Consider the following 20,707-nt stretch of genomic DNA (forward strand, 5'->3'; position numbering starts at 1 on the left):
CTCTTAAAAGCTTTTCTCTGCAGTTTGTGATACAATCCACTTGTAACCGTTAACAGAGATAAAGGATGTGTGTAGAATGACGACTGCTAGAGGGACCGTGGAAGAACTGGTTCTATACAGCGAAGCACTGAACGAGGAGATCAAGATGCTGGTTTATCTTCCGGCTTCATACTCTCCCCTATATAAATATTCCATTCTGATCACCCAGGATGGAAAGGACTATTTCCAGCTGGGAAGGATCCCACGGCTGGCCGATGAACTAGTAGGCAACGGGGAGATCGAGAACACGATCATCGTGGGCGTCCCGTATAAGAATGTACAGGATCGGAGCCGCAAGTATCACCCTGCCGGAGAAGAGAATGCCGACTATATCCGATTCCTCGCCCATGAATTGACCCCCAAGCTCGATGAAATGTATCCCACTTACCAAATGGGGAAAGGGCGCGCGCTCATCGGCGATTCACTGGGGGCTACTGTTTCATTGATGACGGCGCTTAAGTACCCGCATACGTTCGGGAAAGTAATCCTTCAATCACCGCTTGTCAATGAAACCGTTCTCGAAGCCGTAGGGTCATTCCCTTCCCCTCATCTTCTGGATATTTACCATGTAATCGGCAAGGGCGAAACCGAAGTAAAGACCACAGACGGTCAGATCAAGGATTTTCTGACTCCGAATCGTGAATTGAATCACGTATTCTCCCAGAAAGGGTACACCACGTTCTACGATGAGTTCGACGGGGATCATACATGGAAATACTGGCAGCCTGATCTGCGCAGGGCCTTGACGTTCATGTTCCATAAGTAATGGGCGGTCGCTCCGTTCGCCCTATGTTAAATTTTTTAAAAATTTGCTATACTACTCATACGCACATATGTTTCTAAGGAGGATTGAACGAAAATGAATTATGGCATCGTCATTTTCCCATCTAAAAAACTTCAAGATATCGCAAATTCTTACCGAAAGCGCTATGACCCTCATTATGCATTGATTCCGCCTCATTTGACGCTGAAAAATGTATTCAGCGCCGATGATGAGCATATCAAGGATATCGCCGGTAAGCTTTCCCATATCGCAAAAGAACATGATCCCTTTACGCTGAAGGCGTATAAAGTGAGCTCATTCCAGCCCGTTAATAACGTGATCTATTTCAAAGTGGATCCGAACCCTGAACTCCAGGCACTTCATGATGCCATGCACCACCGGGAATTCATGGGAGATGAGCCGGAGTACTCTTTTGTACCGCATATCACCGTGGCCCAGAAGCTGAGTAACGATGAGCACTCCGACATTTATGGCTCCCTATCCATGCTTGGCATCGATCATGAGGAAACCATCGACCGGTTCCATCTCCTCTATCAGCTGGAGAATGGTTCGTGGACCGTGTATGAAACATTCCGACTCGGAAAGGAAAATCAGTAAATTGCACACTAAAATCGTCTCAACAGAAGAACAACTTCAAGAAGTATTTTCCATCAGAAAATCCGTTTTCGTAGAGGAACAGAATGTTCCTGCCGAAGATGAAATCGACCAATATGAAGAGGAGTCCACCCATTTCCTTCTTTATGACGAGGATCATCCTGTAGGCGCCGGCCGCTTCAGGGTGATGGATGGCAAAGGAAAAGCGGAACGCATCTGCATCCTCTCCTCTCTTAGGGGACGCGGCGCCGGCCGGGAAATCATGAGGGCCATTGAGGATTATGCCAGGGAGATGTCCCTTCCTGTCCTGAAGCTCAACGCACAGAGTCAAGCCATTCCATTTTATGAGAAGTTAGGGTACGAGATCGTTTCAGAAGAATTCCTCGACGCGGGGATTCCCCACCGTACGATGGAAAAATCATTATGAACGCAAAAAAGCGCAGGATCATGAATCCAGCGCTTTTTTGTGTCTGATTTGTTTCGCGGCATAATCGTATAGACTGAAGGTCATCCGTCCATAATGGGGAGTAGCCTGTTGAAAGGGGAAATCCCATTGGAGTACACATCCATCGCCGTGGAATTGATTGTCGGTTATTTCGCACTTCTCATCCTTACCAAAGTACTGGGCAAAACCCAGATTACACAGATTTCAGCATTTGATTTCATCTCGGCCCTGATCCTTGGAGAGCTTGTCGGTAACTCCCTTTATGATGATAAAATCTCGGTATTTCAAGTATTGACTGCCATCCTCATTTGGGGTGCCCTGATTTTCGTGACTGAATTCTTTACCCAGAAGTCCCGCAAATTCCGCCACCTGATGGAAGGGACACCCGCTATCGTCATCAATAAGGGAATCATCAATTATACAGTACTGAAGAAGAATCATTTGGATTTGAATCAGCTGCAGCATCTGTTACGGGCAAAGGATATTTTTTCCGTAAAGGAGTGCGAGTACGCGCTACTTGAATCCAATGGCACCCTTAGTGTCATCAAGAAGCCTCTCTACGATCAAGTCCAGCGTCAGGACCTTTCCCTTCCGCTGAAGAAAGCAACCCTGCCCATGTCTCTGATCATGGATGGAGAAATCGTCTATGATAACTTGAAGATCGTGGGGGAAGATGACCGCTGGCTTCAGACTGAGATCAGCAGGCAAGGATTCTCCTCACCAAAGGACGTGCTTTTAGCTGAATGGACCGAAAATGAACCCCTATTGGTGCAGGGCTACGAATGAAGGGTCACGACGAGTTCGTTCTGACGAACCGTCATGGTGATCCGTCCCCTTCTTTCGAGGGAGATCAGATAGGCCGTTATGCTTGTACGATACAAAAGGAACTGACCGAGCTGCCGTGATGATACCCCTACCATGTTTAAATACTCCTTAACGATTTCTTCGAAGGAGCACCTCTGTTTCCCTTCAATCTGTTTTTCCAATGCCTCCATATGCCGATGATGAAGGGCGATGTTTTCCTGTACCGTCTTCCTGAAATCTTCTTCATAGATCCCGTGGCCGGGAATGGCGCCCTGACAAGATCGTTCCAGTATGTAGTGGAGAGTAGCCAGGGCAGTGTCGGCATCTGTGATGAACGGAACGATATGCTTCTTAAGTGCCTCTGTGCCAAAGTATGCATCGGTAGCAAAGAGGACTTCTTCTACTATCACGCCGATCTGCCCATAGGAGTGGCCCGGTAGACTCAAGATTTCCAAATCGAACGGCCCAATCTTCAGGGGGCCCTCCTCGATTTCTTCATCGACTGTGATGGCCTTGGCCTCGAGAAACTTATTCCGCAGGGACGCAGGAGGAAAAGCCCCGTTAAATAAATAAATGGGCTCAAGAACAGGATTTTCCATGATGGCTTTTTCCAAACGGGGCGCGAGAATCGTCACTTCCTTCTTTTCCCTGATCCGATCGGCTCCACCGTAATGATCCGTGTGGGCATGAGTGATGATGCAATAATCGAGGGGAAGGCCTTTTTCGTCGAGCATACGCAGAACCTTGTTAGCGGCTGAGTCATCCAAACCGGTATCGATCAGCAATCCCTTCCCCGCCTTCACAGAGTAGCCGATATTCACAGCACCCGAGAAGCCGTAGGTGTTTTTGTGCAATGATATGAATTCCACTGTCTTCAGCTCCCACTATAATGTCAGACCGAGCCCCAGTATTTAGTGGGACTTATGGCCATTTAGACATATTCGTGAAAATTGATCCCTTTTCCTGTCAGCCTCGCAATGATCTTTTCAGGAATCTGTTTCTTTTCCTTCCCGTTATAATGATCCGTCACTTCCCTTGACTCTCTTCCTGCCCCTCTTGACAGGGCGGTGATGGCGTGGACCGGGATATAGTGATAAGGCTTCTCCGTGACATTCAGCTCCCTTTCTTGATATTGCTTATACTGAAAGTGTGGAATCGGTGCAATATATCCCATCGGATCCTTCCTCCTTTATTTATGTATGATACCCGGTACTGGGTGACAGTAATCCTTCCACAAAAATAGGAGGCTGTGATACAAGCCTCCCGAATGCATGTTACCGACCGACATCGGTATCCCTCATGGGATGCTTATTTTTTATTTCCTTTGTTCAACATATTGGAGATGGTTCCAAAATCAAGTTGCTTCCCATCATTTACAATGGATTTGACGATTTTATCTTCCATTTCTTTGTTCACAGGCTTATTGGCAATTTTAGAAACCCTTTTGATGACGCTGCGCACGGTTGCCTCATCCTTGAAATTTGCATTCTGCAAGGAGTTTGCCAGTTCAAACACTTCATTCATATCCACACCGGTCTTCTTCTCGAGGTTCTTAAAAAAATTGTTATTCATAAACTCACGCCTCCTTTAACTATAAGCATCATATGTAAAAAACCCAGGAGCGTTCCTCGGATCAGAAAGAAACCACAAAAAAGACAGGATCCCTATACACTCAAGGATACTGCCCTTCTACTCCTTTCTAGCAGAAACTGGCTCCGACGATGATCAAAAGAATGAACAACACGACAATCAATACAAATGTAGAACCATATCCGCCGGTTCCACAGCCGTAATTGTAGCCGCATCCGTATCCTCCATATCCGTACATGCAAATATCACCTCACTTTGCCCTATAATCCTTATTAACATATGTATCGGACAAGACCTATGGTTGGGCTGAGTTGAAATTGGGTGAAGCTCAGAACGAAATGAAGCGATCAGATGGTGTCCATCTGATCGCTTCATCTTCAGCCTTTAGGATTGAACAGGAGGGCACCAAGGAATCCGAATACAATGGCCGCTGATATACCGGAGGATGTGACTTCGAACATCCCTGTCAGCACCCCGATGATCCCATGCTCCTGCGACTCTTGCATGGCCCCATTCACCAGGGAATTCCCAAAGCTCATGATAGGGATCGTGGCTCCCGCTCCCGCAAAATCAATGAGAGGCTCGTAAAGACCCAAGCCCGAAAGCACGGAACCCACCACCACCAGAAAACTCATGGCATATGCCGGCGGGAATTTCACCACATCGAGCAGCAGCTGTCCGACAACACATATGAGTCCACCGACAACGAAGGCCCAAAAAAACATGGCTAGCATAAATACTCCCCTTTCTTATGAATATTCAATCGATACAGCATGAGCAATGCAGGGGATCGTCTCCCCTTGCTGGAAGGTGAGCGGAGAAAGAAGAGCGCCCGTCGCAATCACGAGGATCTTTTTATACGTTCCTTGTCTCATCTGATTGAGGAGATGGCCGTACAGGACGGTGGCAGAACAGCCGGGACCGCTTGCCCCTGCCTGAACCGGTTGATTCTCATCATAGATGAGGAGTCCACAATCCTGGAACCGATCGTCCTGGATCCCGAGTCCTTTCTGCTGAAGAAGATCAAGGGCTGTAAGCCGTCCGATCTTCGCCAAATCTCCGGTGACAATCAGGTCGTAATAGGATGGATCCCGCTCCAGGTCTCTGAAGTGCGCCGTGATGGTATCCACTGCAGCCGGCGCCATCGCTCCGCCCATGTTGAAGGGATCGGATAAACCCATGTCGATGACCTTACCGATTGTAGCGGATGTTACCCTCGGTCCCGGTGCTCCTCCGGAGGCTTCATTGCCGAGAAGTGCATACCCTGCTCCCGTCACAGTCCATTGGGCCGTTGGAGGCTTTTGGCCGCCGTATTCCGTCGGGTACCTGAACTGCCTTTCCGTCGCTGAATTATGGCTTGAGGCACCGGTGATGACGTGGTGTGCCCCATGGTAATTGACCATGAGAGCAGAAAGGGCAAGCCCTTCCATGGAAGTGGAGCATGCTCCGAATAATCCGAAATACGGAAGTCCGATCGTCCTTGCCGCAAAACTCGACGGTGTGATCTGATTGATGAGATCGCCCGTCAGGAAGAACTGAACGTCATTTTTTGTTATGGATTTCTTTTCAAGAGCGATGGATACAGCATCTTCAATCATAGTCCGGTTTGCTTTTTCATACGTATCCGTCCCCATCCTCACATCATCATAGAAACGATCGAAATCGGCGCTGAGCCGGCCTTTCTTTTCAAATGGACCTCCCACGACACCTGTCGAAAGGATTTTCGGTTGGAGTGGAAACACCCATGACTGTGAACCTTTTAACATTAGATCACCCCTAACTGGATGAGGATTGTCTTGATGAGTGCCACGACGAATGCAGAGAAAACCCCGAATACGATGACCGAGCCGGCAAGCTTGAACATATTTCCCCCTACCCCGAGGACGTACCCCTCGGTTTTATGCTCGATCGCGGCGGAAATCACCGAATTGCCGAATCCGGTGACGGGCACGGCGCTCCCGGCTCCTGCAAATTGACCAAGATGATCATACAGGCCGAAACCGGTCAACAGCATGGCTAGGAAGACCATAGTGGCGACGGTTGGATTGCCAGCGGTCTGTTCCGTAAAGTTAAAAAAATAGATGTACATATAAGTGAATGCCTGTCCGATGACACAAATAATTCCTCCGACAAAAAATGCTTTCAGCACGTTCTTCATTAAAGGACGCTTTGTTTCATACTTCTTCTCGATGGCTTCATACTGCTTTTGCTCAGGCGTTTTCGGTGTTTTAGCCACTTCCTACCCCTCCTACGTTTTTTCTTTCTGAAGAGTGATGATGTCATTGAAGTGCTTCTCTGCCTCTTCATTTCCGATGTCATTATTCTTTATTCTTTCTTTCAACCTTACCGTTTCAAGGAAAATTTTATAATCGCTCGAAAGAATGAAATCCTCATCTGGATACTTGTCTTCAAGATACGCTTCCATGTCATGCTCGATCCTCTTCATATGGAACCGCTGCAGGTGCTTCACTTTATAGACGACCAGGGTCTTTTCTTTCCCCTGAATCACGGCGACGTCGTACAATTCCTTTTTCTTCGCCAGCTCCTCTTTGATGGCATGGCCGAAGCTGTCTGTTTCCGGGTTATCCACCAGTTCAATCGGAGATAGATCGGTGCGCTTCATCAATGCATTCTTACTGTCTTCCCCATCTTCCATGCTCTTGCATCCAGTAAGCAGGAGGATGAAAAGGATGCTAATGATCATTCGAGTCATATAAACTGCCCTCCGTATGGTTCGTTCTCACCCTGTATTTTTTGCTGAAAAGCGATTTTTTATGAATAGAAAAAGACTGCCCAATTGAGCAGTCCTAGTTCTTCTTGATTTTCGATCCACACCCGCAGCCTTTTTTCTTCGGAGTGGAATTGGTGGTGAGCGGTACCTGTATAGGGATTTTCTTCACTTCCCCATCCTCCTTTCGTTCATTCCCACTCCCATTATATGCGCATGATGCATTGCTTGTTTCCACTGTTTCCCTAATCCCTACCGTGATTTCCAATTTTGAATGGCTGATTCAAGAATGGCTCCGATCCCCGCCACCGCCATGATCGCGAGAAACGGCTGGAATACGACAGGATAAAAGATGAATCCCCCGTAGCAGAAAAACGCCATCCATATGCCGGTACACCAGTAGCATGATAACAACTCTCCGATAAACCCTCTGATTCCCCCCTCTTTGGGAACCAGATAGACTTCCTCCAAGCCATTTTCATCCGCCTCTGTAATCTCGTTGAAAAAGGGACTTCTGATGAATTCGGTGATCTTATCAAATACAATGAGGTGGGTAAGCCGGAATACGGCCAGACCCATGATGATCAATTCCAGAACAGTTAGCTTCAAAAAGCGCCCACTCCTTCATTCGATTCTGCCTATTTTCCCCAAAAGGGGCTTTTGTCCGTGACCCAAAACCCGTTCTGTCAATATGTTAGTAGTGTAATGAAAACAATTTAAGGAGGAAATTTTCTTATGGGTTGCGGAAAAAGAAAAGATGATATTCACGGTGCCAGTAAAGGATGCGTTTGTCTAGCCGTACGCGCCATTAAAGATATCCAAGATGCAGCTGATCAAGATTGCTTCGATTGTAAGAACGACTGCTTTCTTGAGCCGCTTGGGTCTTTGATCAGTCCTGTCGGAAATGCACCAAACACGCGTGTTTTCAAACTCTACAACAAAAAAGGAGACCTTTTCAAGGTGCATCCTAAACACCACTGCTGGAAAACACCATACTTCCGTGTCAAAAACGTATTCGACGACTGTTGTGCCACCCTTCAAGTATTGAAAAAGGTTCATGCTTCCGGAGCAGATGTTGATTCCGAAGATGAAATGATGGGTCTTCACAATAACTATTACTATGAGCTGACAGGGGATTGCATTACAGTTGATCTAGATTGCTTCTGTGCCATCCAATGCATCGATGATGTAAGAGTGGACGGAGTTTGTGACTGATTGACAGGTAAGGAGCCAGTCGGGTGACCGCCTGGCTCTTTTTATTTCAATCCGATGATCTGAATGTTTTTAACTGTTCTTTTTTCCAACACCACGTCTTCCCCTTGGAAGGTCTTAATGGTCAGTGTGTTGGTATCCGATGATCGGAGTACCCCTCTGTAGGAAACAGTGTCCGTCTGAAATGTACATGGAAACGGAGCCCTCCCCATGATGCTCGCTTCCAGATAGCTGATTTTCCCTTCAAGGTCCATTTCCCTGAATGGCTTCAGCGGCCGGAAATAGGATTCCGTCGTTAGCACCGCCGGTTCCTCTATGACAGCTTCCACTTCCACTTCCTCTTTCTTCACTTGTTCAACGGGTTTCGGCCTGGTTTCGGCCCTCTTGGCCGACCCTTTATACGTATTCTGCATATTGCTGCGTACATCGATCATGCGGGGCTGCTGGATATATAACAGAGGCTTCTTTTCTTTCCTCACACTCATCCCTCCTTGTGTTCTACTTTTATATGTATGCACACCCCTCCCATGTGTTTCTTCACGGCAGAATGCAAAGAAAGAACCTTCATCCGGGCGGATTCCGCCGGGATGAAGGTTCTTTTATCATATCTGAAATTATCCTAGTACGTGATAACCTGAATCTACATGGAGATTTTCTCCGGTGATTCCTCTTGAGTAGTCGCTGAAGAGGAATACAGCCGCATCCCCTACTTCTTCCTGAGTCGTGTTGCGGCGTAAAGGTGCACGCTCTTCAATTTCTCTCAGGATACTGTTGAAGTCACCCACCCCTTTAGCAGACAGGGTGCGGATCGGACCGGCAGAAATGGAGTTGACGCGGATTCCATCTTTACCAAGGTCGCTTGCAAGATAGCGTACGCTTGCCTCGAGGGAAGCTTTCGCCACTCCCATGACATTGTAGTTCTGCATGACCCTTTCTCCTCCAAGGTAGGTCATGGCCACGATGCTACCGCCTTCGGTCATGATCCCCTTTGCCGCCTTGCTGACAGCAGTCAATGAGTAGGAGCTGATATTGTGTGCGAGAAGGAAACCGTCGCGGGTCGTATTCATATAATCACCGGCAAGCTCCTCCTTATTAGCGAATGCGATGCAGTGAGCGAGGCCATGGATGACTCCGACTTCTTCCTTGATGGTTGCGAAGCATTTGTCGATATCTTCATCACTTGTCACATCACAAGGGAGGATCAGTGAATCTTCCCCGCCTTCGAGTGTGGAAGCCAGGTCCCTTACTCCTTTTTCAAAGCGTTCACCGGCGTATGTAAAGATCAAGCGTGCTCCCGACTGGTGAAGTGAGCGGGCGATTCCCCAGGCGATGCTGCGTTTATTCGCCACTCCCATGACGACGTATGTTTTTCCCTTTAATGAAAGAGTCATTGAATATCCTCCTGTTTAATACATGTTATTAGTACCTGATACTAATTCTACATGATATTCTTAAAAATGAAAAGCCTTGTTCGCGATTGTTTATCTGCTGGGCCATCTGGCCTTTGCATCTTCATCTATTCTAGGGGGAACCCTTCATGTCCCCGGTCCCCCTGACAGCCGGGAATCTTTCAGGTTCGGGTGATGTCCTTGATACGTTGGATCTGACGGATGTGCCGTTTCTCGTGTCTGCCCAGCAGTTCGAATACCTGCTCAATGGGCATGATGCCGAAGCGGTGGTGGTCCATTGTTTTCTCCTCAAGCTCTTCTGGTGTGTAGGATAATTCCAGGCGTTCCGTCAGCTGCCTCGAGGCATGGAGGGCCGAGAGAAGTTCGTCAAAGGTCTTGTGCTCGTCCGGCGGATCGATGGGAGCAATCATTTTATGTGCGGGATCATCGAATACTGTAAGGTCGACCTTTTCTCCCTTCTCCCTGTGTTCAGTGGCGGAGCGCAGTGCCAGCTCCATGAAACGCGTTTCTGCCCCGGCCAGATGAAGGACGACTTGCGCAATGCTCCACTCCCCTTTCGCAGGCTTTTCATTCAGTTTATCCTCTCCTGCGTCATGAAAGCTGTCAATCAATTCACTTCGTATGGTCTTCACATTCTCTCTCCACATGAGAACACCTCCTATTGGTTATACGTTCATTCTAAACATAGTGATATCCATTGTCTAATGAGATAAAAAAAGAACTTCCCAGCATATAGCATGGGAAGTTCCAATGTGTTCAGCAGTCTTCACAGAATTCCAATTCTCTTTTCAATTCATCCACATATTCTTTCGATCCGGTGACGATCAGGCGATCATTCATATGAAGCTCTGTATCGCCATGGGGAACGATGGAATCCTTGCCGCGGAATATCCTGACAAAAATCACATCACCGGTGAACGGGAACTGTCTGAGGGACATGCCCTCGAACTGATGATTCAGCATCCGGATTTCGTATAGCGACGTTTCCTGATTGGTAAGGATATTGAGTACGGACGGTGATTCGATCAGAGCCCGGAGAAGTGCCTTCGTGGACAGGAAGACGGAATAGACCTCGATTTCCTTTTCCCTCAGATCTTCATGAAGATCTGCACTCTCGGCCCGGACGATTACCCTGTCCACCCCTTTTCCTTTCGCTTCAACGGCTAATGAGGCATTGAGGGCTTCATCTCCGGTGGAGATGACGAGGATATCCGATTCAAATATCCCCAGCGCTTCAATGGTCGAAGAATCATAATTCTCGATTTCATTGATGGTGAACAGCGAGTCTGCGATCGTCTGTTCCGATTTGTCCTGCCTAGTATGATAAAGGACCGGTTCATACAGGGAAGATTGGAGTTCCCTTGATACCGGCATCGTCAGCTGGTTGGCACCAAGGAATGAAACCTTCAGCTTCTTCTCTGCGGCATTTTCCTTCGGGAATAGCTTCTTGAAGAAGATCGGCGTGATGATGCAGGCAATGACGGCGACAAGGATCAATGTTCCACTCATCTGGGGAGTGATGATCTCAATTCGCTCTGCAATCTTCGCTGCCGCGATCACCAGGGAAAGGGTCGAGGTCAGAAGGAATGCAGAAGCAAGAGTCGTCTTCGTGTCATACCAATACTTCAGGAAGTACACCGGCACCACTTTCGAGATAAAGAAAGCAAGTAACAGCAGCGGAATCAACAGGAGCATTTTCTTGTCGCTCAGCAGCGTCCAGAGGTCCAGTTCGACCCCGATCATCACGAAGAAGATCGGAATGAGGAACCCGTAGCCGAAAGAGTCAAGCTTATGGACCATTTCCTGGTTGGGTGCTAGGAGTGAAACAAGTACTCCAGCCAGGAACGCTCCGAGGATATTCTCTGCCCCGACGGTTTCAGAAATGGCCACCAGGACGATGATGAGCGTGAATACCGCCCGGGTACCGATTTGGACGGTACCTGTCGATAGACTCCTGATGAACGGATTATTTTTAAGTCGTTTTGCAAGGAAGTACAGCAGGATCCCTACACCGAAGAGGATGAGAAGGAGCCACATGCTTCCCTGGCCGTCCCCGTATAGGGAGACGAATACGGCAAGTAGGATCATCGTCACAAGATCGGCGATGACCGCTACCAGGAGGATGATCTGACCGATTGCGGTCTTCATGATATGGGCCTCTTTCAACGTCGGTACCACCACTCCCAAAGAGATGGTCGAGATGATGAGGGTCATGAGGAACGCATTATTGATCAAACCGAACCAAACGAAGAGATAGGAGAGTCCAAGGGAGACCGCAAAGATACCCAGGAATATGATCATGGCTACCCTCAGCCTGTTCGGCTCTTCCTTCCCGTTCGGCAGTAAAGCCTTTTTCTTCTTGCCGCCTGAGAAAGCGGTAAAATCAATTTCCAGTCCACTGAGGAACATAAGGAAAATGAATCCCAAGGTCGAAAGCGTCTCAAGCCACATGTCCTGATGGACAATATCAAATCCGCTTTTACCGATGATCAATCCGACGATGATCTCTGCGATGACCACGGGGATGAAGTTGAGTTTGAACTTATGGAGCAGGATGGGTGTCAAAAACGCCACCAGGATCACGATGACCAAGGACGTAACAGATGCATGTTGTTCCATTCTAATTCTCCCCCTTATCTATATTTATAGTAGGTAGCTCATGAAGATGGTGGCGAGGCCGAAGTAAATCAAAATCGAAATGATATCATTAATCGTAGTGATGAACGGCCCCGACGCAACCGCAGGATCAACTTTGAGCTTATGCATCACGAGCGGGACAAGGATCCCGGCAAGCGTCGCTACGAATAGGGAGATGAGCAGGGATACCCCGATGACCAGTCCGAGGAAGAACTCACCCTTCCACACGTACACGATGATGCTGATACCGACACCGCATGTGGTACCCGTGATCAGACCGGTCCCTGCTTCACGCATGATAAGGGACCATCTGCTTTCTTTTTCAATATCTCCCGTTGCAATACCGCGAACCGCGACGGCCAGGGCCTGGGTGCCCGTGTTACCGGACATGCCTGAAATGACCGGAATGAAGATGGCAAGGACCGGTACGACGGCAAGGGTGTCCTCGAACCGGCTGATGAGGCTTGCGGTAAACATTCCGAGGAACAAAAGGGCAATGAGCCACGGCAGCCTTTTCTTAGCTGCACTGAATGGATTCTGGTCGATGGAATCCAGATCAGAGATCCCGGCGAGCTTGGAGTAGTCATCGGATGCCTCTTCTTCCATAACATCCATGATGTCATCGACAGTGATGATCCCGAGGAGATGTTGCTGGAAATCCACAACGGGCAGGGCAAGGAAGTCGTAATCCTTCATTTGTCTTGCAACTGCCTCTTGGTCTTCACTGACGCCTACAGACATGACACGTTCGCTCATGATTTCTGAGATCATCACATCATCGTGACTGATGATAAGGTCACGGAGGGAAATGACCCCTACGAGCTTTTTATCGTCGTCAATGACATAGATATAGTAGATGGTCTCCGCGTTCGGCGCTTCGTTCTTCAAGATATACATGGCTGACCGCACCGTCTGATTTTTGCTGATGGCTACGAATTCCGTGGTCATGATACTACCGGCGGTGTATTCTTCATAGTGCAGGAGTTCTTTGATTTCTTTCGCCGATTCATCATCCATGATGGTCAAATAGCTGACCACCTGTTCCTTATCCAGCTCGTTCAATACATCGACCGCATCATCCGTATACATATGGGAGAGCATTTCAGCTGCATAAGAAGGATTCATTTCGGCAAGGATATCCTGATAATCTTCTTCTTCGATATCAAGACTTTCGAATAGCTCTGCCATTTCCTCAGGGGATAGGTAGTGATAGAGGCGGGCCCTCAATCCCTCCTCCACCCGTGCAAAGAATGTCGCCTGATCATACGAGTGCAGTTCAATGAACTCCGAACGGAAGAGATCCATATTCTCCTCTTCAAGCGCCCTGATCAGAAGTTCTTCATCGAACATTTCCCTATCATTTTGTTTGTCTTTGTCTCTTTCCTGATCTTGTGTGATATCAGTCATTGAACACACCTTCTTCCTATCACATGTATCTTTATCGTATTAATACTAGCAAATCCTTCAGTTCTTGTCGCCTTCAAAATGACATCCTTTTTCTTGAAATCCTGCGGTCCGATCGTATATGTGAAACACTGAACCATTAATATGGCATAATTTCAATAAAAAGAAAAGCAAAAAGGAGCTGACTGACATGAAACTGGATATCATCGGGGATATACACGGGTGCTATGAGGAATTGACAACACTGATTGAAAAACTTGGATACACTTGGGCAGGCGAAATCCCTGTTCATCCGGAACGACAGCTCGCCTTCATCGGGGACCTTACCGACAGGGGGCCGCGATCACTCGACACCATCGACCTTGTGGCTGCTCTCTGCTCACAGGGCAAAGCAAGGTATGTACCCGGGAACCACTGCGATAAATTGTACCGCTATTTCCTCGGTCATGACGTTCAGATACGGCATGGGCTGGAGACAACGGTCGCAGAGTGGGCATCCTCCTCACCTTCGAAGCAGGAAGCGATCAAGAAGAAATTCCTGGCCTTGTACGAAGACGCCCCTCTCTACGATGTGCTCGATGGAGGGAGACTGATCCTTACCCACGCAGGGATGAAGGAGGAATGGATCGGGAGGAAAAATAAAAAAATCAGGACCTTCGTTCTGTACGGGGACATCACCGGGGAACGGAATCCCGACGGGACTCCCGTCAGGAGGGACTGGGCCAAGGACTATCATGGTGATGCCTGGATTGTTTATGGTCATACACCCGTCCCAGAGCCAAGAATGATCCATCGCACAGTCAATATCGACACCGGTGCGGTCTTTGGTGGACGCCTCACCGCGTTCCGCTACCCGGAACTCGAGACGGTCAGTGTGCCTTCCACGATGCCATCGATCCCGACAAAATTCACATGTTACTAAAAAAGAGCGAGGGCCACGGGGCTCTCGCTCTTATTATGAACCTTGATCCACCAACCGACTCATATCTTGAGGCAGCGGACAGTGAAAGGTCAGCTCGCGTTGTTTCACCGGATGAAAAAAGGTAAGGCGGCTGCAATGGAGTGCCTGCCTCTTTATACGATCAAGCGCGCCGCCGTAAAGATCGTCCCCTTCCAGAGGGTGCCCGATATGGGATAGATGCACCCTGATCTGATGGGTCCTCCCGGTCTCGAGCTGCAGTCTCAAATAGGCATAGGCTCCGTACTGCTTCTCAACCCGGTATCGGGTTTTGGCATGGCGGCCGTCTTCGCGGACCATCCGTTCGATGATGCTGGTCTCTTTCCTTCCGATGGGAGCTTCGATGACCCCTTCTGTATCTGTAAACACCCCGTGAGCAATGGCTTCATACTCCCTGCTAACGTTCCCCTGCTTCTGACTCAGCGTGAAGAGATGGTGAATATGTCGGTGCTTTGCCACCAGCACGATCCCCGAAGTATCTTTATCAAGCCTTGTGACGATATGGACAGTGGATGCGACGCCAGTGGTCATGTAATGGAACCTGATCGCATTCGCCAATGTTCCACCTGCTTGATCGGTCGAAGGGATGGTCTTCATTCCCGAAGGTTTGTGAACCACGAGAACGTCATCATCTTCATACAGGACTTCCAATGGGACGGGCTCCGGGAGGATGGAGCTGTCTTCAACCGGGAAGATGACGCGGAGGCAGTCACCTGTGTGTAAGCGAAAACGCACATCCTCCCGCCTTCCATTGACGCTAAGCTCTCCGCCTTCGAATTTGACCGCCGTCAAGGTGCGCTTGGAAATTTCATGATCCTTCAGGAAATCTTTCATGAGCCGCCCCTCGTCCTCCTCCCCGATGACCCAGCTCATTTCATATCGTTTCATGATCTTGATCCGTCAGTCCGACACAAAGGAGTCATGCACCCGTTTCCAGAACGGGAACGGCCTGAAGCGCGCAAACCGGATCTTCTCATCGGCCACGCGATACTGAATGCTCTTCACATCTTTGTGAAGCAGGGATAAGTGATCGATCGTGACGAGAAAGTCTGGTCCGTTGACCGGCTTCAGCATGCATGTATGATGGGCCGGGAGGATGAGCGGCGAACCGATCGTCCTGAAGACGCGATTGTTGATGGACGCCATTTCAGCGAACTGAATCGCAGGGATAGACGGATGGATGATGGCGCCGCCAAGGGCTTTGTTGTAGGCCGTACTTCCGGAAGGCGTGGAAAGGCACAGCCCGTCCCCGCGAAAGCGTTCAAAGTGCTGACCGCGGATTTCTACATCCATGACAAGAGTCCCTTCGACACTTTTGACGGTGGATTCATTGAGGGCAAGATACCTCGTTTCCTTCCCACCGTGCTGATAGCGGATGATCGTCTCGAGTAGAGGGTACTCAATCACTTGATACGGAGTCTTTGCAATGGCGATGACAAGCTTTTCGATCTCCTCAGGCACCCAATCGGCGTAAAAGCCCAAGTGTCCGGTATGCACACCGACGAAAGCCGTCTTATCAAGTCTCGAACGATAGCGGTGAAAGGCGTAGAGGAGGGTGCCGTCACCACCGACGGAGATGACGATGTCGGGTTGGTCTTCATCATATGTAAGATTGAAATCTTGAAGATAGGTTCTCATTTTATGCATCAACGTATTGGATTTGGAATCACCTTTTGACGTGATCGCGAACTTCATACTCATACCCCTTTCAAGTCCCGCTGGGTCTCCCTCGCTGGTCCTTTTCCGTTTTGTTCGTAAAAATGACCTGTGCTTCCTGTATCTCTTCCCTGATGAGGCTCATCTCTTCATCAAGGCGGAAAGCAGCTTCTGCAGCACCTTGCAGCCTATGTCTGATTTCTTCCGGGATCTGGCCGCTATACTTATAGTTCAATGAGTGCTCGATTGTTGCCCAGAAGTTCATGGACAGGGTCCTGATCTGGATTTCCGCCAGGATATTCACTTCCCCGTGAATGGTCTGCACCGGGTAATCGATGACGATGTGATAGGAGCGGTAGCCGCTCGGCTTTTTATGGGTCACGTAGTCACGTTCCTCGATGATGGTAAAGTCCTTCCTTGCACGGAGCTTCTCCACTACCACATGGATATCTTCAACGAACTGGCACATCATCCTCAGTCCGGCAATATCCTGCATCTCCTGCTGGATTGCAGAGAGCTTGATTCCTTTTTTGTTCGCTTTATCCAGGATGCTGGCAATCGGCTTCACCCTGCCCGTGACAAACTCAATGGGCGAATGGATGCTGTATTTTTCATACTCTCCCCGCATCCCTTTCAGCTTTACCTTCAATTCGTCAACCGCCTGTTTATACGGAGCTAAAAACTGTTCCCAATGGTTCATTCCATCACCTCCTGGTAAGGTCGGCTGTTAGTGCCTTATTGAACAGTGCTCAATTGATCAGTGGAAAAATACCGCTTCCACCTTTGCGACCATTTCATCACCGTAGTTTCCGTTCCCCTGGATATTCTCGACCAGGTACTGAAGTTCTTCCTGGAACTGATGAAGCTCGAGGGTGCGTTCCGTTCCGCGTGCCATGACCGGCATGCCTTTTTCCAGTGCGCTCTTCAGATCCTGCCACATCGGTTCTTCCAGGTACAAATACACATACTCCTCCTCGTTTTCTGCGAGGTATACAAAAGCGAATCGATCAGAATCTGCTATGATCTGACCGGCGGCCTGGATTCCTGACAGGAGATCGTCCTGTTCTGTGTGCAGGATCAGGACACCGTTTTCAACGCTTGTCTTGTGAAACTGGATTACTTTCCTCATTCAACTCTCATTCCTTCCATAAAACAATCAGTATTATTCTACCACATTTCATGAATTCATCTAAACATTGAAGTTCCCTATTCGTCAATGAGATAATGAAGCAATGACCGACAGTAGAAAGGAAGACCCTCATGCCAAAAGAAATCGAAATCGAATTCAAAAACATCCTAACAACCGACGAGTTTGCGAAGCTCTCTTCTGCGTTCAATGTGAAAGAAGCGGATTTTCTGCTCCAGACCAACCACTACTTCGATACCGAAGATTTCAAACTGAAGGAAACCCGATCAGCCCTTAGGATCCGGTCCAAGTCCGGACATCATACGCTGACCCTGAAGACCCCCCACGGCGAAGACCTTCTCGAAACCAACCAGCCCCTAAGTGAAGAGGAAGCCGCTTCTCTACTTAAGAACAGAAAATTCCCTGAGGGTGAAGTACGGGATACCATCCTCGGGCTGAATATCGACCCAGCCGCCCTGCAACACTTCGGTACGCTGCATACAAAGCGTTCCGAGCAACACTTCAAAGGCGGGCTCCTGGTGCTGGACCAGAGCGAGTATCTGGACAAAGAAGACTATGAACTGGAGTATGAAGCAGCAGGCAGGATTGAAGGAGAAGCCATCTTCCTCGAGCTTCTTGAGACATTCCAGATTCCGGTTCGCCCGACCAAGAACAAAGTCAGGCGCTTTTATGAAGAATTGAAGAAAAAGCAACAGGAAAAATCTTCACAGTAGAGGAATCTTTCCGATACTAACTATATACGCACACTAATCAGAGCAAGGAGATCCGATACATGAACATCCAACAAGTTAAAGCGATGATGGAGCTTCAAGCACTGGGAAACCTCGGTTCCATCGCCTCATCATCAAGTGAAGGCACGAATTTGTTCCAAACCATGCTCGACTCGGCACTTCAGACAACCGGCAACGACACATTGGGAAGTGTACAGAACCTCCTCGATGCCATGCCGCAGACGCCAAATTCCCTGTCGCTTCCCCATTCACAGGAACGTGATGTAAACCAGGCACCTGGGACAGGCTTCGACTCCATCATCAGCAGGGCAGCCGAACGCTACGGGATACCAGCTAAGTTGGTCCACTCCGTCGTGAAGCAGGAGTCTGGTTACAACCCTGAAGCCACCAGTCACGCAGGTGCCGCAGGATTAATGCAGCTCATGCCTGGAACCGCCCGCGGCCTCGGGGTCACTGACATCTATGACCCTGAACAGAACGTCTTTGCCGGCGCGAAGTACCTGAAGCAGATGCTGGTGAAATACGATGGGGACATGAAGCTTGCCCTTGCCGCTTACAATGCAGGACCGGGTAATGTAGATAAGTACAGTGGCGTTCCCCCATTTCAGGAAACCCAGAACTATGTGAGAAAGATCATGGATTCTTATTACGCATGAGCCGGCCCTCAAGGCAGGCTTCTTTTTATTTCACGGGCTCCCCCTTTCATACGTTTCCCCCATTGCGGTCACACTATGGTTGGAGGGCAAGCCGATTTGTTTGTACTAACACGGCAGGCTTGCTAGAATGAACTTACAAACTTAGTAAAAAAGGAGTCATTCTTATGGTCGAGAAACCTAACCTGCCCTATAATCTAATCGGCGAAAAGAAACTCTCCATGCTCGTAGAAGCGTTTTATCATAGAGTAGCCCGACATCCGGAGCTGTCCAACCTGTTCCCGGATGATTTGACCGAAACAGCACGCAAACAAAAACAATTCCTGACACAATATCTGGGGGGGCCACCGGTCTATACGGAAGAACACGGGCATCCGATGCTCCGTGCGAGACATCTTCCTTTCCCGATTACCGAGTCACGTGCGAAGGCATGGCTCGGCTGCATGCATGAAGCCATGGACGACGTACAGTTAGAGGGTCCTGTACGCGACGATTTCTTCCATCGCCTTGCGCTCACCGCCCACCATATGGTGAATACCGATGAACGGGAGCAGAGTGACATTGACTAGCGTGAACTGGCATCCACTGAAAGGATGCAGCGCCGATAAGAAGCCCCTGGAGATCTATATGTTTGTCGACCCTCTTTGTCCGGAATGCTGGGCCTTGGAACCCATCATGAAAAAGCTTCATATCGAATACGGTCAATACTTCCGCATCCGCTACATCCTGAGCGGGCAGCTTTCCTCCCTGAATATCGCGACAAGAAGGAAACAGGCGGATCTCGCCCAGCACTGGGATAAGACGGCCAGCAGGTCCGGAATGTCTTGCGACGGGAGCCTATGGAAAGAAAATCCCATTGATTCACCCTATGTCGTATCGTTTGCCATCAAGGCAGCCGAGCTTCAGGGTAAACACCAGGGCATCCGCTTCCTTCGTTGCCTTCAGGAACGATTATTCCTGGAGAAAAGGGACGTATCCTCCATCGATGTATTAAAGGAATGCGCCAAGGCTGCCAAGCTGGACTTAAATGAATTCATGAACGATATCCACTCCGATTCTGCAGCGAAAGCTTTTAAGTGTGATGTTAAGATCACATCCGAGATGGAAGTCGAAGAAATCCCTACCCTTGTATTCTTCAATGAGAACATCGAAGACGAAGGTTTGAAAATCGCAGGTATGTATCCGTATGACGTTTACGTACACATCATTGAAGAAATGCTTGCAGAGAAACCTGAAAAACAGACGCTTCCCTCACTTGATGTTTTCATGAAGCATTACCGCCTGGTCGGGACGATGGAAATTGCCGTTGTATACGATTTATCGGTTGAAGAAGTGGAGAAAGAAATGAAAAAGTGGGCCCTTCAGCAGAAGGTGAAAAAAATCCCTGCAAAGCACGGGACATTCTGGAGGTATATCGGGTAGTTAATTATCCCGATATAATAATAATTGAACAAATGGAAAAGCCGATGTTGTCGCCAACATCGGCTTTTCAAATACGAACAAAGGGGATGGGAGAAATTTTTCACGGTCAAACAAAGGGGTATATGTTTGCTTGTGATCAACTTCACACTGATAATATACCATGAGCTGGCTCGGCATGACAAGAGTTTGTATGGTATTTCACAATATTGTCATATTCCAATGAATGAGAAGCGGTACCGGCACATATACATAGTAGAAAACGGCTGCCAAAGGAGACGCTCTCATGGTGAAACAGTTGATCCTCCTCATACTGATCGGAATCAGCTTCATCCTCAATCTATTCGGTCTCATGAAACTGATCCCGCTTTATGTCACTTCCCCGATCCTGTTCGTATGCGTGCTGATCTTCATCCATTCCCTTTTCACACGCCATCGGTTCAAAGGTTTTCAACGATGATTCTGCCTGGATTCAAAGACGCCCGCTTAACCAAGCG

29 protein-coding genes are annotated in these 20,707 nt (G+C 48.6%); 11 read left to right on the plus strand and 18 right to left on the minus strand.

Translation table 11 applies throughout. From position 1 onward, the window contains the following. Positions 1-76: 76 nt before the first annotated feature. From ACNA6I_RS08490 to ACNA6I_RS08505, 4 genes are all read left to right on the plus strand, one after another. On the plus strand, positions 77-805 hold the full coding sequence (locus ACNA6I_RS08490) for an alpha/beta hydrolase (RefSeq protein ID WP_048004287.1): 729 nt from the start codon (positions 77-79) through the stop codon (positions 803-805). Positions 806-898: 93 nt separating this feature from the next. Next, a complete protein-coding gene (locus ACNA6I_RS08495) occupies positions 899-1,420 on the plus strand; it encodes a YjcG family protein (protein WP_048004288.1) in 522 nt (173 codons plus the stop codon). A gap of 1 nt (position 1,421) precedes the next feature. After that, on the plus strand, positions 1,422-1,844 hold the full coding sequence (locus ACNA6I_RS08500; RefSeq protein ID WP_156183357.1) for a GNAT family N-acetyltransferase: 423 nt from the start codon (positions 1,422-1,424) through the stop codon (positions 1,842-1,844). Positions 1,845-1,952: 108 nt separating this feature from the next. Beyond that, positions 1,953-2,648: a DUF421 domain-containing protein gene (locus ACNA6I_RS08505; protein ID WP_252266396.1), complete on the plus strand. Its 696-nt coding sequence runs from the start codon at positions 1,953-1,955 to the stop codon at positions 2,646-2,648. On the opposite strand, the gene ACNA6I_RS08510 is transcribed toward ACNA6I_RS08505, so the two are convergent. The 9 genes from ACNA6I_RS08510 to ACNA6I_RS08550 form a co-directional block, all read right to left on the minus strand. Further along, on the minus strand, positions 2,639-3,535 hold the full coding sequence (locus tag ACNA6I_RS08510) for an MBL fold metallo-hydrolase (protein WP_416313163.1): 897 nt from the start codon (positions 3,533-3,535) through the stop codon (positions 2,639-2,641). The genes ACNA6I_RS08505 and ACNA6I_RS08510 overlap by 10 nt on opposite strands. A gap of 62 nt (positions 3,536-3,597) precedes the next feature. Then, positions 3,598-3,840 (minus strand): hypothetical protein, encoded by a 243-nt coding sequence (locus ACNA6I_RS08515; protein ID WP_252266394.1) that lies wholly within the window; start codon positions 3,838-3,840, stop codon positions 3,598-3,600. A 134-nt stretch (positions 3,841-3,974) separates the two neighbouring features. Further along, a complete protein-coding gene (locus ACNA6I_RS08520; protein ID WP_048004293.1) occupies positions 3,975-4,238 on the minus strand; it encodes a stage VI sporulation protein F in 264 nt (87 codons plus the stop codon). 127 nt (positions 4,239-4,365) lie between these two features. Further along, positions 4,366-4,494: a YjcZ family sporulation protein gene (locus ACNA6I_RS08525; protein ID WP_079515832.1), complete on the minus strand. Its 129-nt coding sequence runs from the start codon at positions 4,492-4,494 to the stop codon at positions 4,366-4,368. A gap of 139 nt (positions 4,495-4,633) precedes the next feature. Continuing rightward, positions 4,634-4,990 (minus strand): stage V sporulation protein AE, encoded by a 357-nt coding sequence (gene spoVAE, locus ACNA6I_RS08530; protein WP_048012985.1) that lies wholly within the window; start codon positions 4,988-4,990, stop codon positions 4,634-4,636. Between the two features lie 15 nt (positions 4,991-5,005). Beyond that, positions 5,006-6,022: a stage V sporulation protein AD gene (gene spoVAD, locus ACNA6I_RS08535; RefSeq protein WP_252266393.1), complete on the minus strand. Its 1,017-nt coding sequence runs from the start codon at positions 6,020-6,022 to the stop codon at positions 5,006-5,008. Next, on the minus strand, positions 6,022-6,492 hold the full coding sequence (spoVAC, locus tag ACNA6I_RS08540; protein ID WP_048004296.1) for a stage V sporulation protein AC: 471 nt from the start codon (positions 6,490-6,492) through the stop codon (positions 6,022-6,024). Before spoVAC ends, spoVAD begins: the two co-directional genes overlap by 1 nt. Positions 6,493-6,504: 12 nt before the next feature. Further along, positions 6,505-6,969: a sporulation protein gene (locus ACNA6I_RS08545; RefSeq protein WP_048004297.1), complete on the minus strand. Its 465-nt coding sequence runs from the start codon at positions 6,967-6,969 to the stop codon at positions 6,505-6,507. Positions 6,970-7,236: 267 nt separating this feature from the next. Next, positions 7,237-7,593, minus strand: a complete 357-nt coding sequence (locus tag ACNA6I_RS08550) for a DUF1360 domain-containing protein (protein ID WP_048004298.1) — start codon at positions 7,591-7,593, stop codon at positions 7,237-7,239. 126 nt (positions 7,594-7,719) lie between these two features. Here ACNA6I_RS08550 and ACNA6I_RS08555 point away from each other — a divergent pair, with 126 nt between their 5' ends. Continuing rightward, positions 7,720-8,199, plus strand: a complete 480-nt coding sequence (locus ACNA6I_RS08555) for a CotY/CotZ family spore coat protein (protein WP_048004299.1) — start codon at positions 7,720-7,722, stop codon at positions 8,197-8,199. 41 nt (positions 8,200-8,240) lie between these two features. On the opposite strand, the gene ACNA6I_RS08560 is transcribed toward ACNA6I_RS08555, so the two are convergent. The 5 genes from ACNA6I_RS08560 to mgtE form a co-directional block, all read right to left on the minus strand. Further along, positions 8,241-8,675 (minus strand): CotO family spore coat protein, encoded by a 435-nt coding sequence (locus tag ACNA6I_RS08560; RefSeq protein ID WP_048015492.1) that lies wholly within the window; start codon positions 8,673-8,675, stop codon positions 8,241-8,243. Between the two features lie 135 nt (positions 8,676-8,810). Further along, complete coding sequence (gene fabI / locus ACNA6I_RS08565; protein WP_048004301.1) at positions 8,811-9,587, minus strand: enoyl-ACP reductase FabI; 777 nt, start codon at positions 9,585-9,587, stop codon at positions 8,811-8,813. Between the two features lie 179 nt (positions 9,588-9,766). Beyond that, positions 9,767-10,252, minus strand: coding sequence for a DinB family protein (locus ACNA6I_RS08570; RefSeq protein ID WP_048004302.1), 486 nt, complete (start codon positions 10,250-10,252; stop codon positions 9,767-9,769). A gap of 109 nt (positions 10,253-10,361) precedes the next feature. Then, positions 10,362-12,224, minus strand: a complete 1,863-nt coding sequence (locus ACNA6I_RS08575) for a monovalent cation:proton antiporter family protein (protein WP_048004303.1) — start codon at positions 12,222-12,224, stop codon at positions 10,362-10,364. 24 nt (positions 12,225-12,248) lie between these two features. After that, a complete protein-coding gene (gene mgtE, locus ACNA6I_RS08580) occupies positions 12,249-13,592 on the minus strand; it encodes a magnesium transporter (protein WP_048013149.1) in 1,344 nt (447 codons plus the stop codon). Between the two features lie 244 nt (positions 13,593-13,836). On the opposite strand from mgtE, the gene prpE reads away from it, so the two are divergent. After that, positions 13,837-14,568, plus strand: coding sequence for a bis(5'-nucleosyl)-tetraphosphatase PrpE (gene prpE, locus ACNA6I_RS08585; RefSeq protein ID WP_416313164.1), 732 nt, complete (start codon positions 13,837-13,839; stop codon positions 14,566-14,568). Between the two features lie 33 nt (positions 14,569-14,601). Here prpE and ACNA6I_RS08590 read toward each other — a convergent pair whose 3' ends face one another. From ACNA6I_RS08590 to ACNA6I_RS08605, 4 genes are read right to left on the minus strand one after another with little or no spacing between them, the layout of a single operon-like run. Then, positions 14,602-15,492, minus strand: coding sequence for an RluA family pseudouridine synthase (locus ACNA6I_RS08590; protein ID WP_416313165.1), 891 nt, complete (start codon positions 15,490-15,492; stop codon positions 14,602-14,604). Between the two features lie 12 nt (positions 15,493-15,504). Then, the gene (locus ACNA6I_RS08595; protein ID WP_048004306.1) at positions 15,505-16,299 is read right to left on the minus strand and encodes an NAD kinase; all 795 of its coding nucleotides are present in this window, start codon (positions 16,297-16,299) and stop codon (positions 15,505-15,507) included. Positions 16,300-16,312: 13 nt separating this feature from the next. After that, positions 16,313-16,960, minus strand: a complete 648-nt coding sequence (locus ACNA6I_RS08600; RefSeq protein ID WP_048015489.1) for a GTP pyrophosphokinase — start codon at positions 16,958-16,960, stop codon at positions 16,313-16,315. Between the two features lie 57 nt (positions 16,961-17,017). After that, a complete protein-coding gene (locus ACNA6I_RS08605) occupies positions 17,018-17,389 on the minus strand; it encodes a hypothetical protein (RefSeq protein ID WP_048004308.1) in 372 nt (123 codons plus the stop codon). 131 nt (positions 17,390-17,520) lie between these two features. Between ACNA6I_RS08605 and ACNA6I_RS08610 the strand changes: the two genes are divergently transcribed. The 5 genes from ACNA6I_RS08610 (at position 17,521) to ACNA6I_RS08630 (ending at position 20,670) form a co-directional block, all read left to right on the plus strand. Continuing rightward, the gene (locus tag ACNA6I_RS08610; RefSeq protein WP_048004309.1) at positions 17,521-18,120 is read left to right on the plus strand and encodes a CYTH domain-containing protein; all 600 of its coding nucleotides are present in this window, start codon (positions 17,521-17,523) and stop codon (positions 18,118-18,120) included. A 59-nt stretch (positions 18,121-18,179) separates the two neighbouring features. Further along, a complete protein-coding gene (locus tag ACNA6I_RS08615; RefSeq protein ID WP_148794857.1) occupies positions 18,180-18,794 on the plus strand; it encodes a lytic transglycosylase domain-containing protein in 615 nt (204 codons plus the stop codon). 164 nt (positions 18,795-18,958) lie between these two features. Continuing rightward, positions 18,959-19,360 carry a globin gene (locus ACNA6I_RS08620; protein ID WP_148794855.1) on the plus strand — a complete coding sequence of 134 codons (402 nt, stop codon included), beginning with the start codon at positions 18,959-18,961 and terminating at the stop codon, positions 19,358-19,360. Then, positions 19,332-20,213 carry a ClpXP adapter SpxH family protein gene (locus tag ACNA6I_RS08625; RefSeq protein ID WP_048004312.1) on the plus strand — a complete coding sequence of 294 codons (882 nt, stop codon included), beginning with the start codon at positions 19,332-19,334 and terminating at the stop codon, positions 20,211-20,213. The genes ACNA6I_RS08620 and ACNA6I_RS08625 overlap by 29 nt, the downstream gene beginning before the upstream one ends. 283 nt (positions 20,214-20,496) lie before the next feature. Continuing rightward, positions 20,497-20,670 carry a hypothetical protein gene (locus ACNA6I_RS08630; RefSeq protein WP_048004313.1) on the plus strand — a complete coding sequence of 58 codons (174 nt, stop codon included), beginning with the start codon at positions 20,497-20,499 and terminating at the stop codon, positions 20,668-20,670. Positions 20,671-20,707 lie beyond the last annotated feature (37 nt).

The sequence above is a fragment of the Rossellomorea sp. FS2 genome, assembly GCF_047915635.1.
GTDB lineage: Bacteria > Bacillota > Bacilli > Bacillales > Bacillaceae_B > Rossellomorea > Rossellomorea marisflavi_A.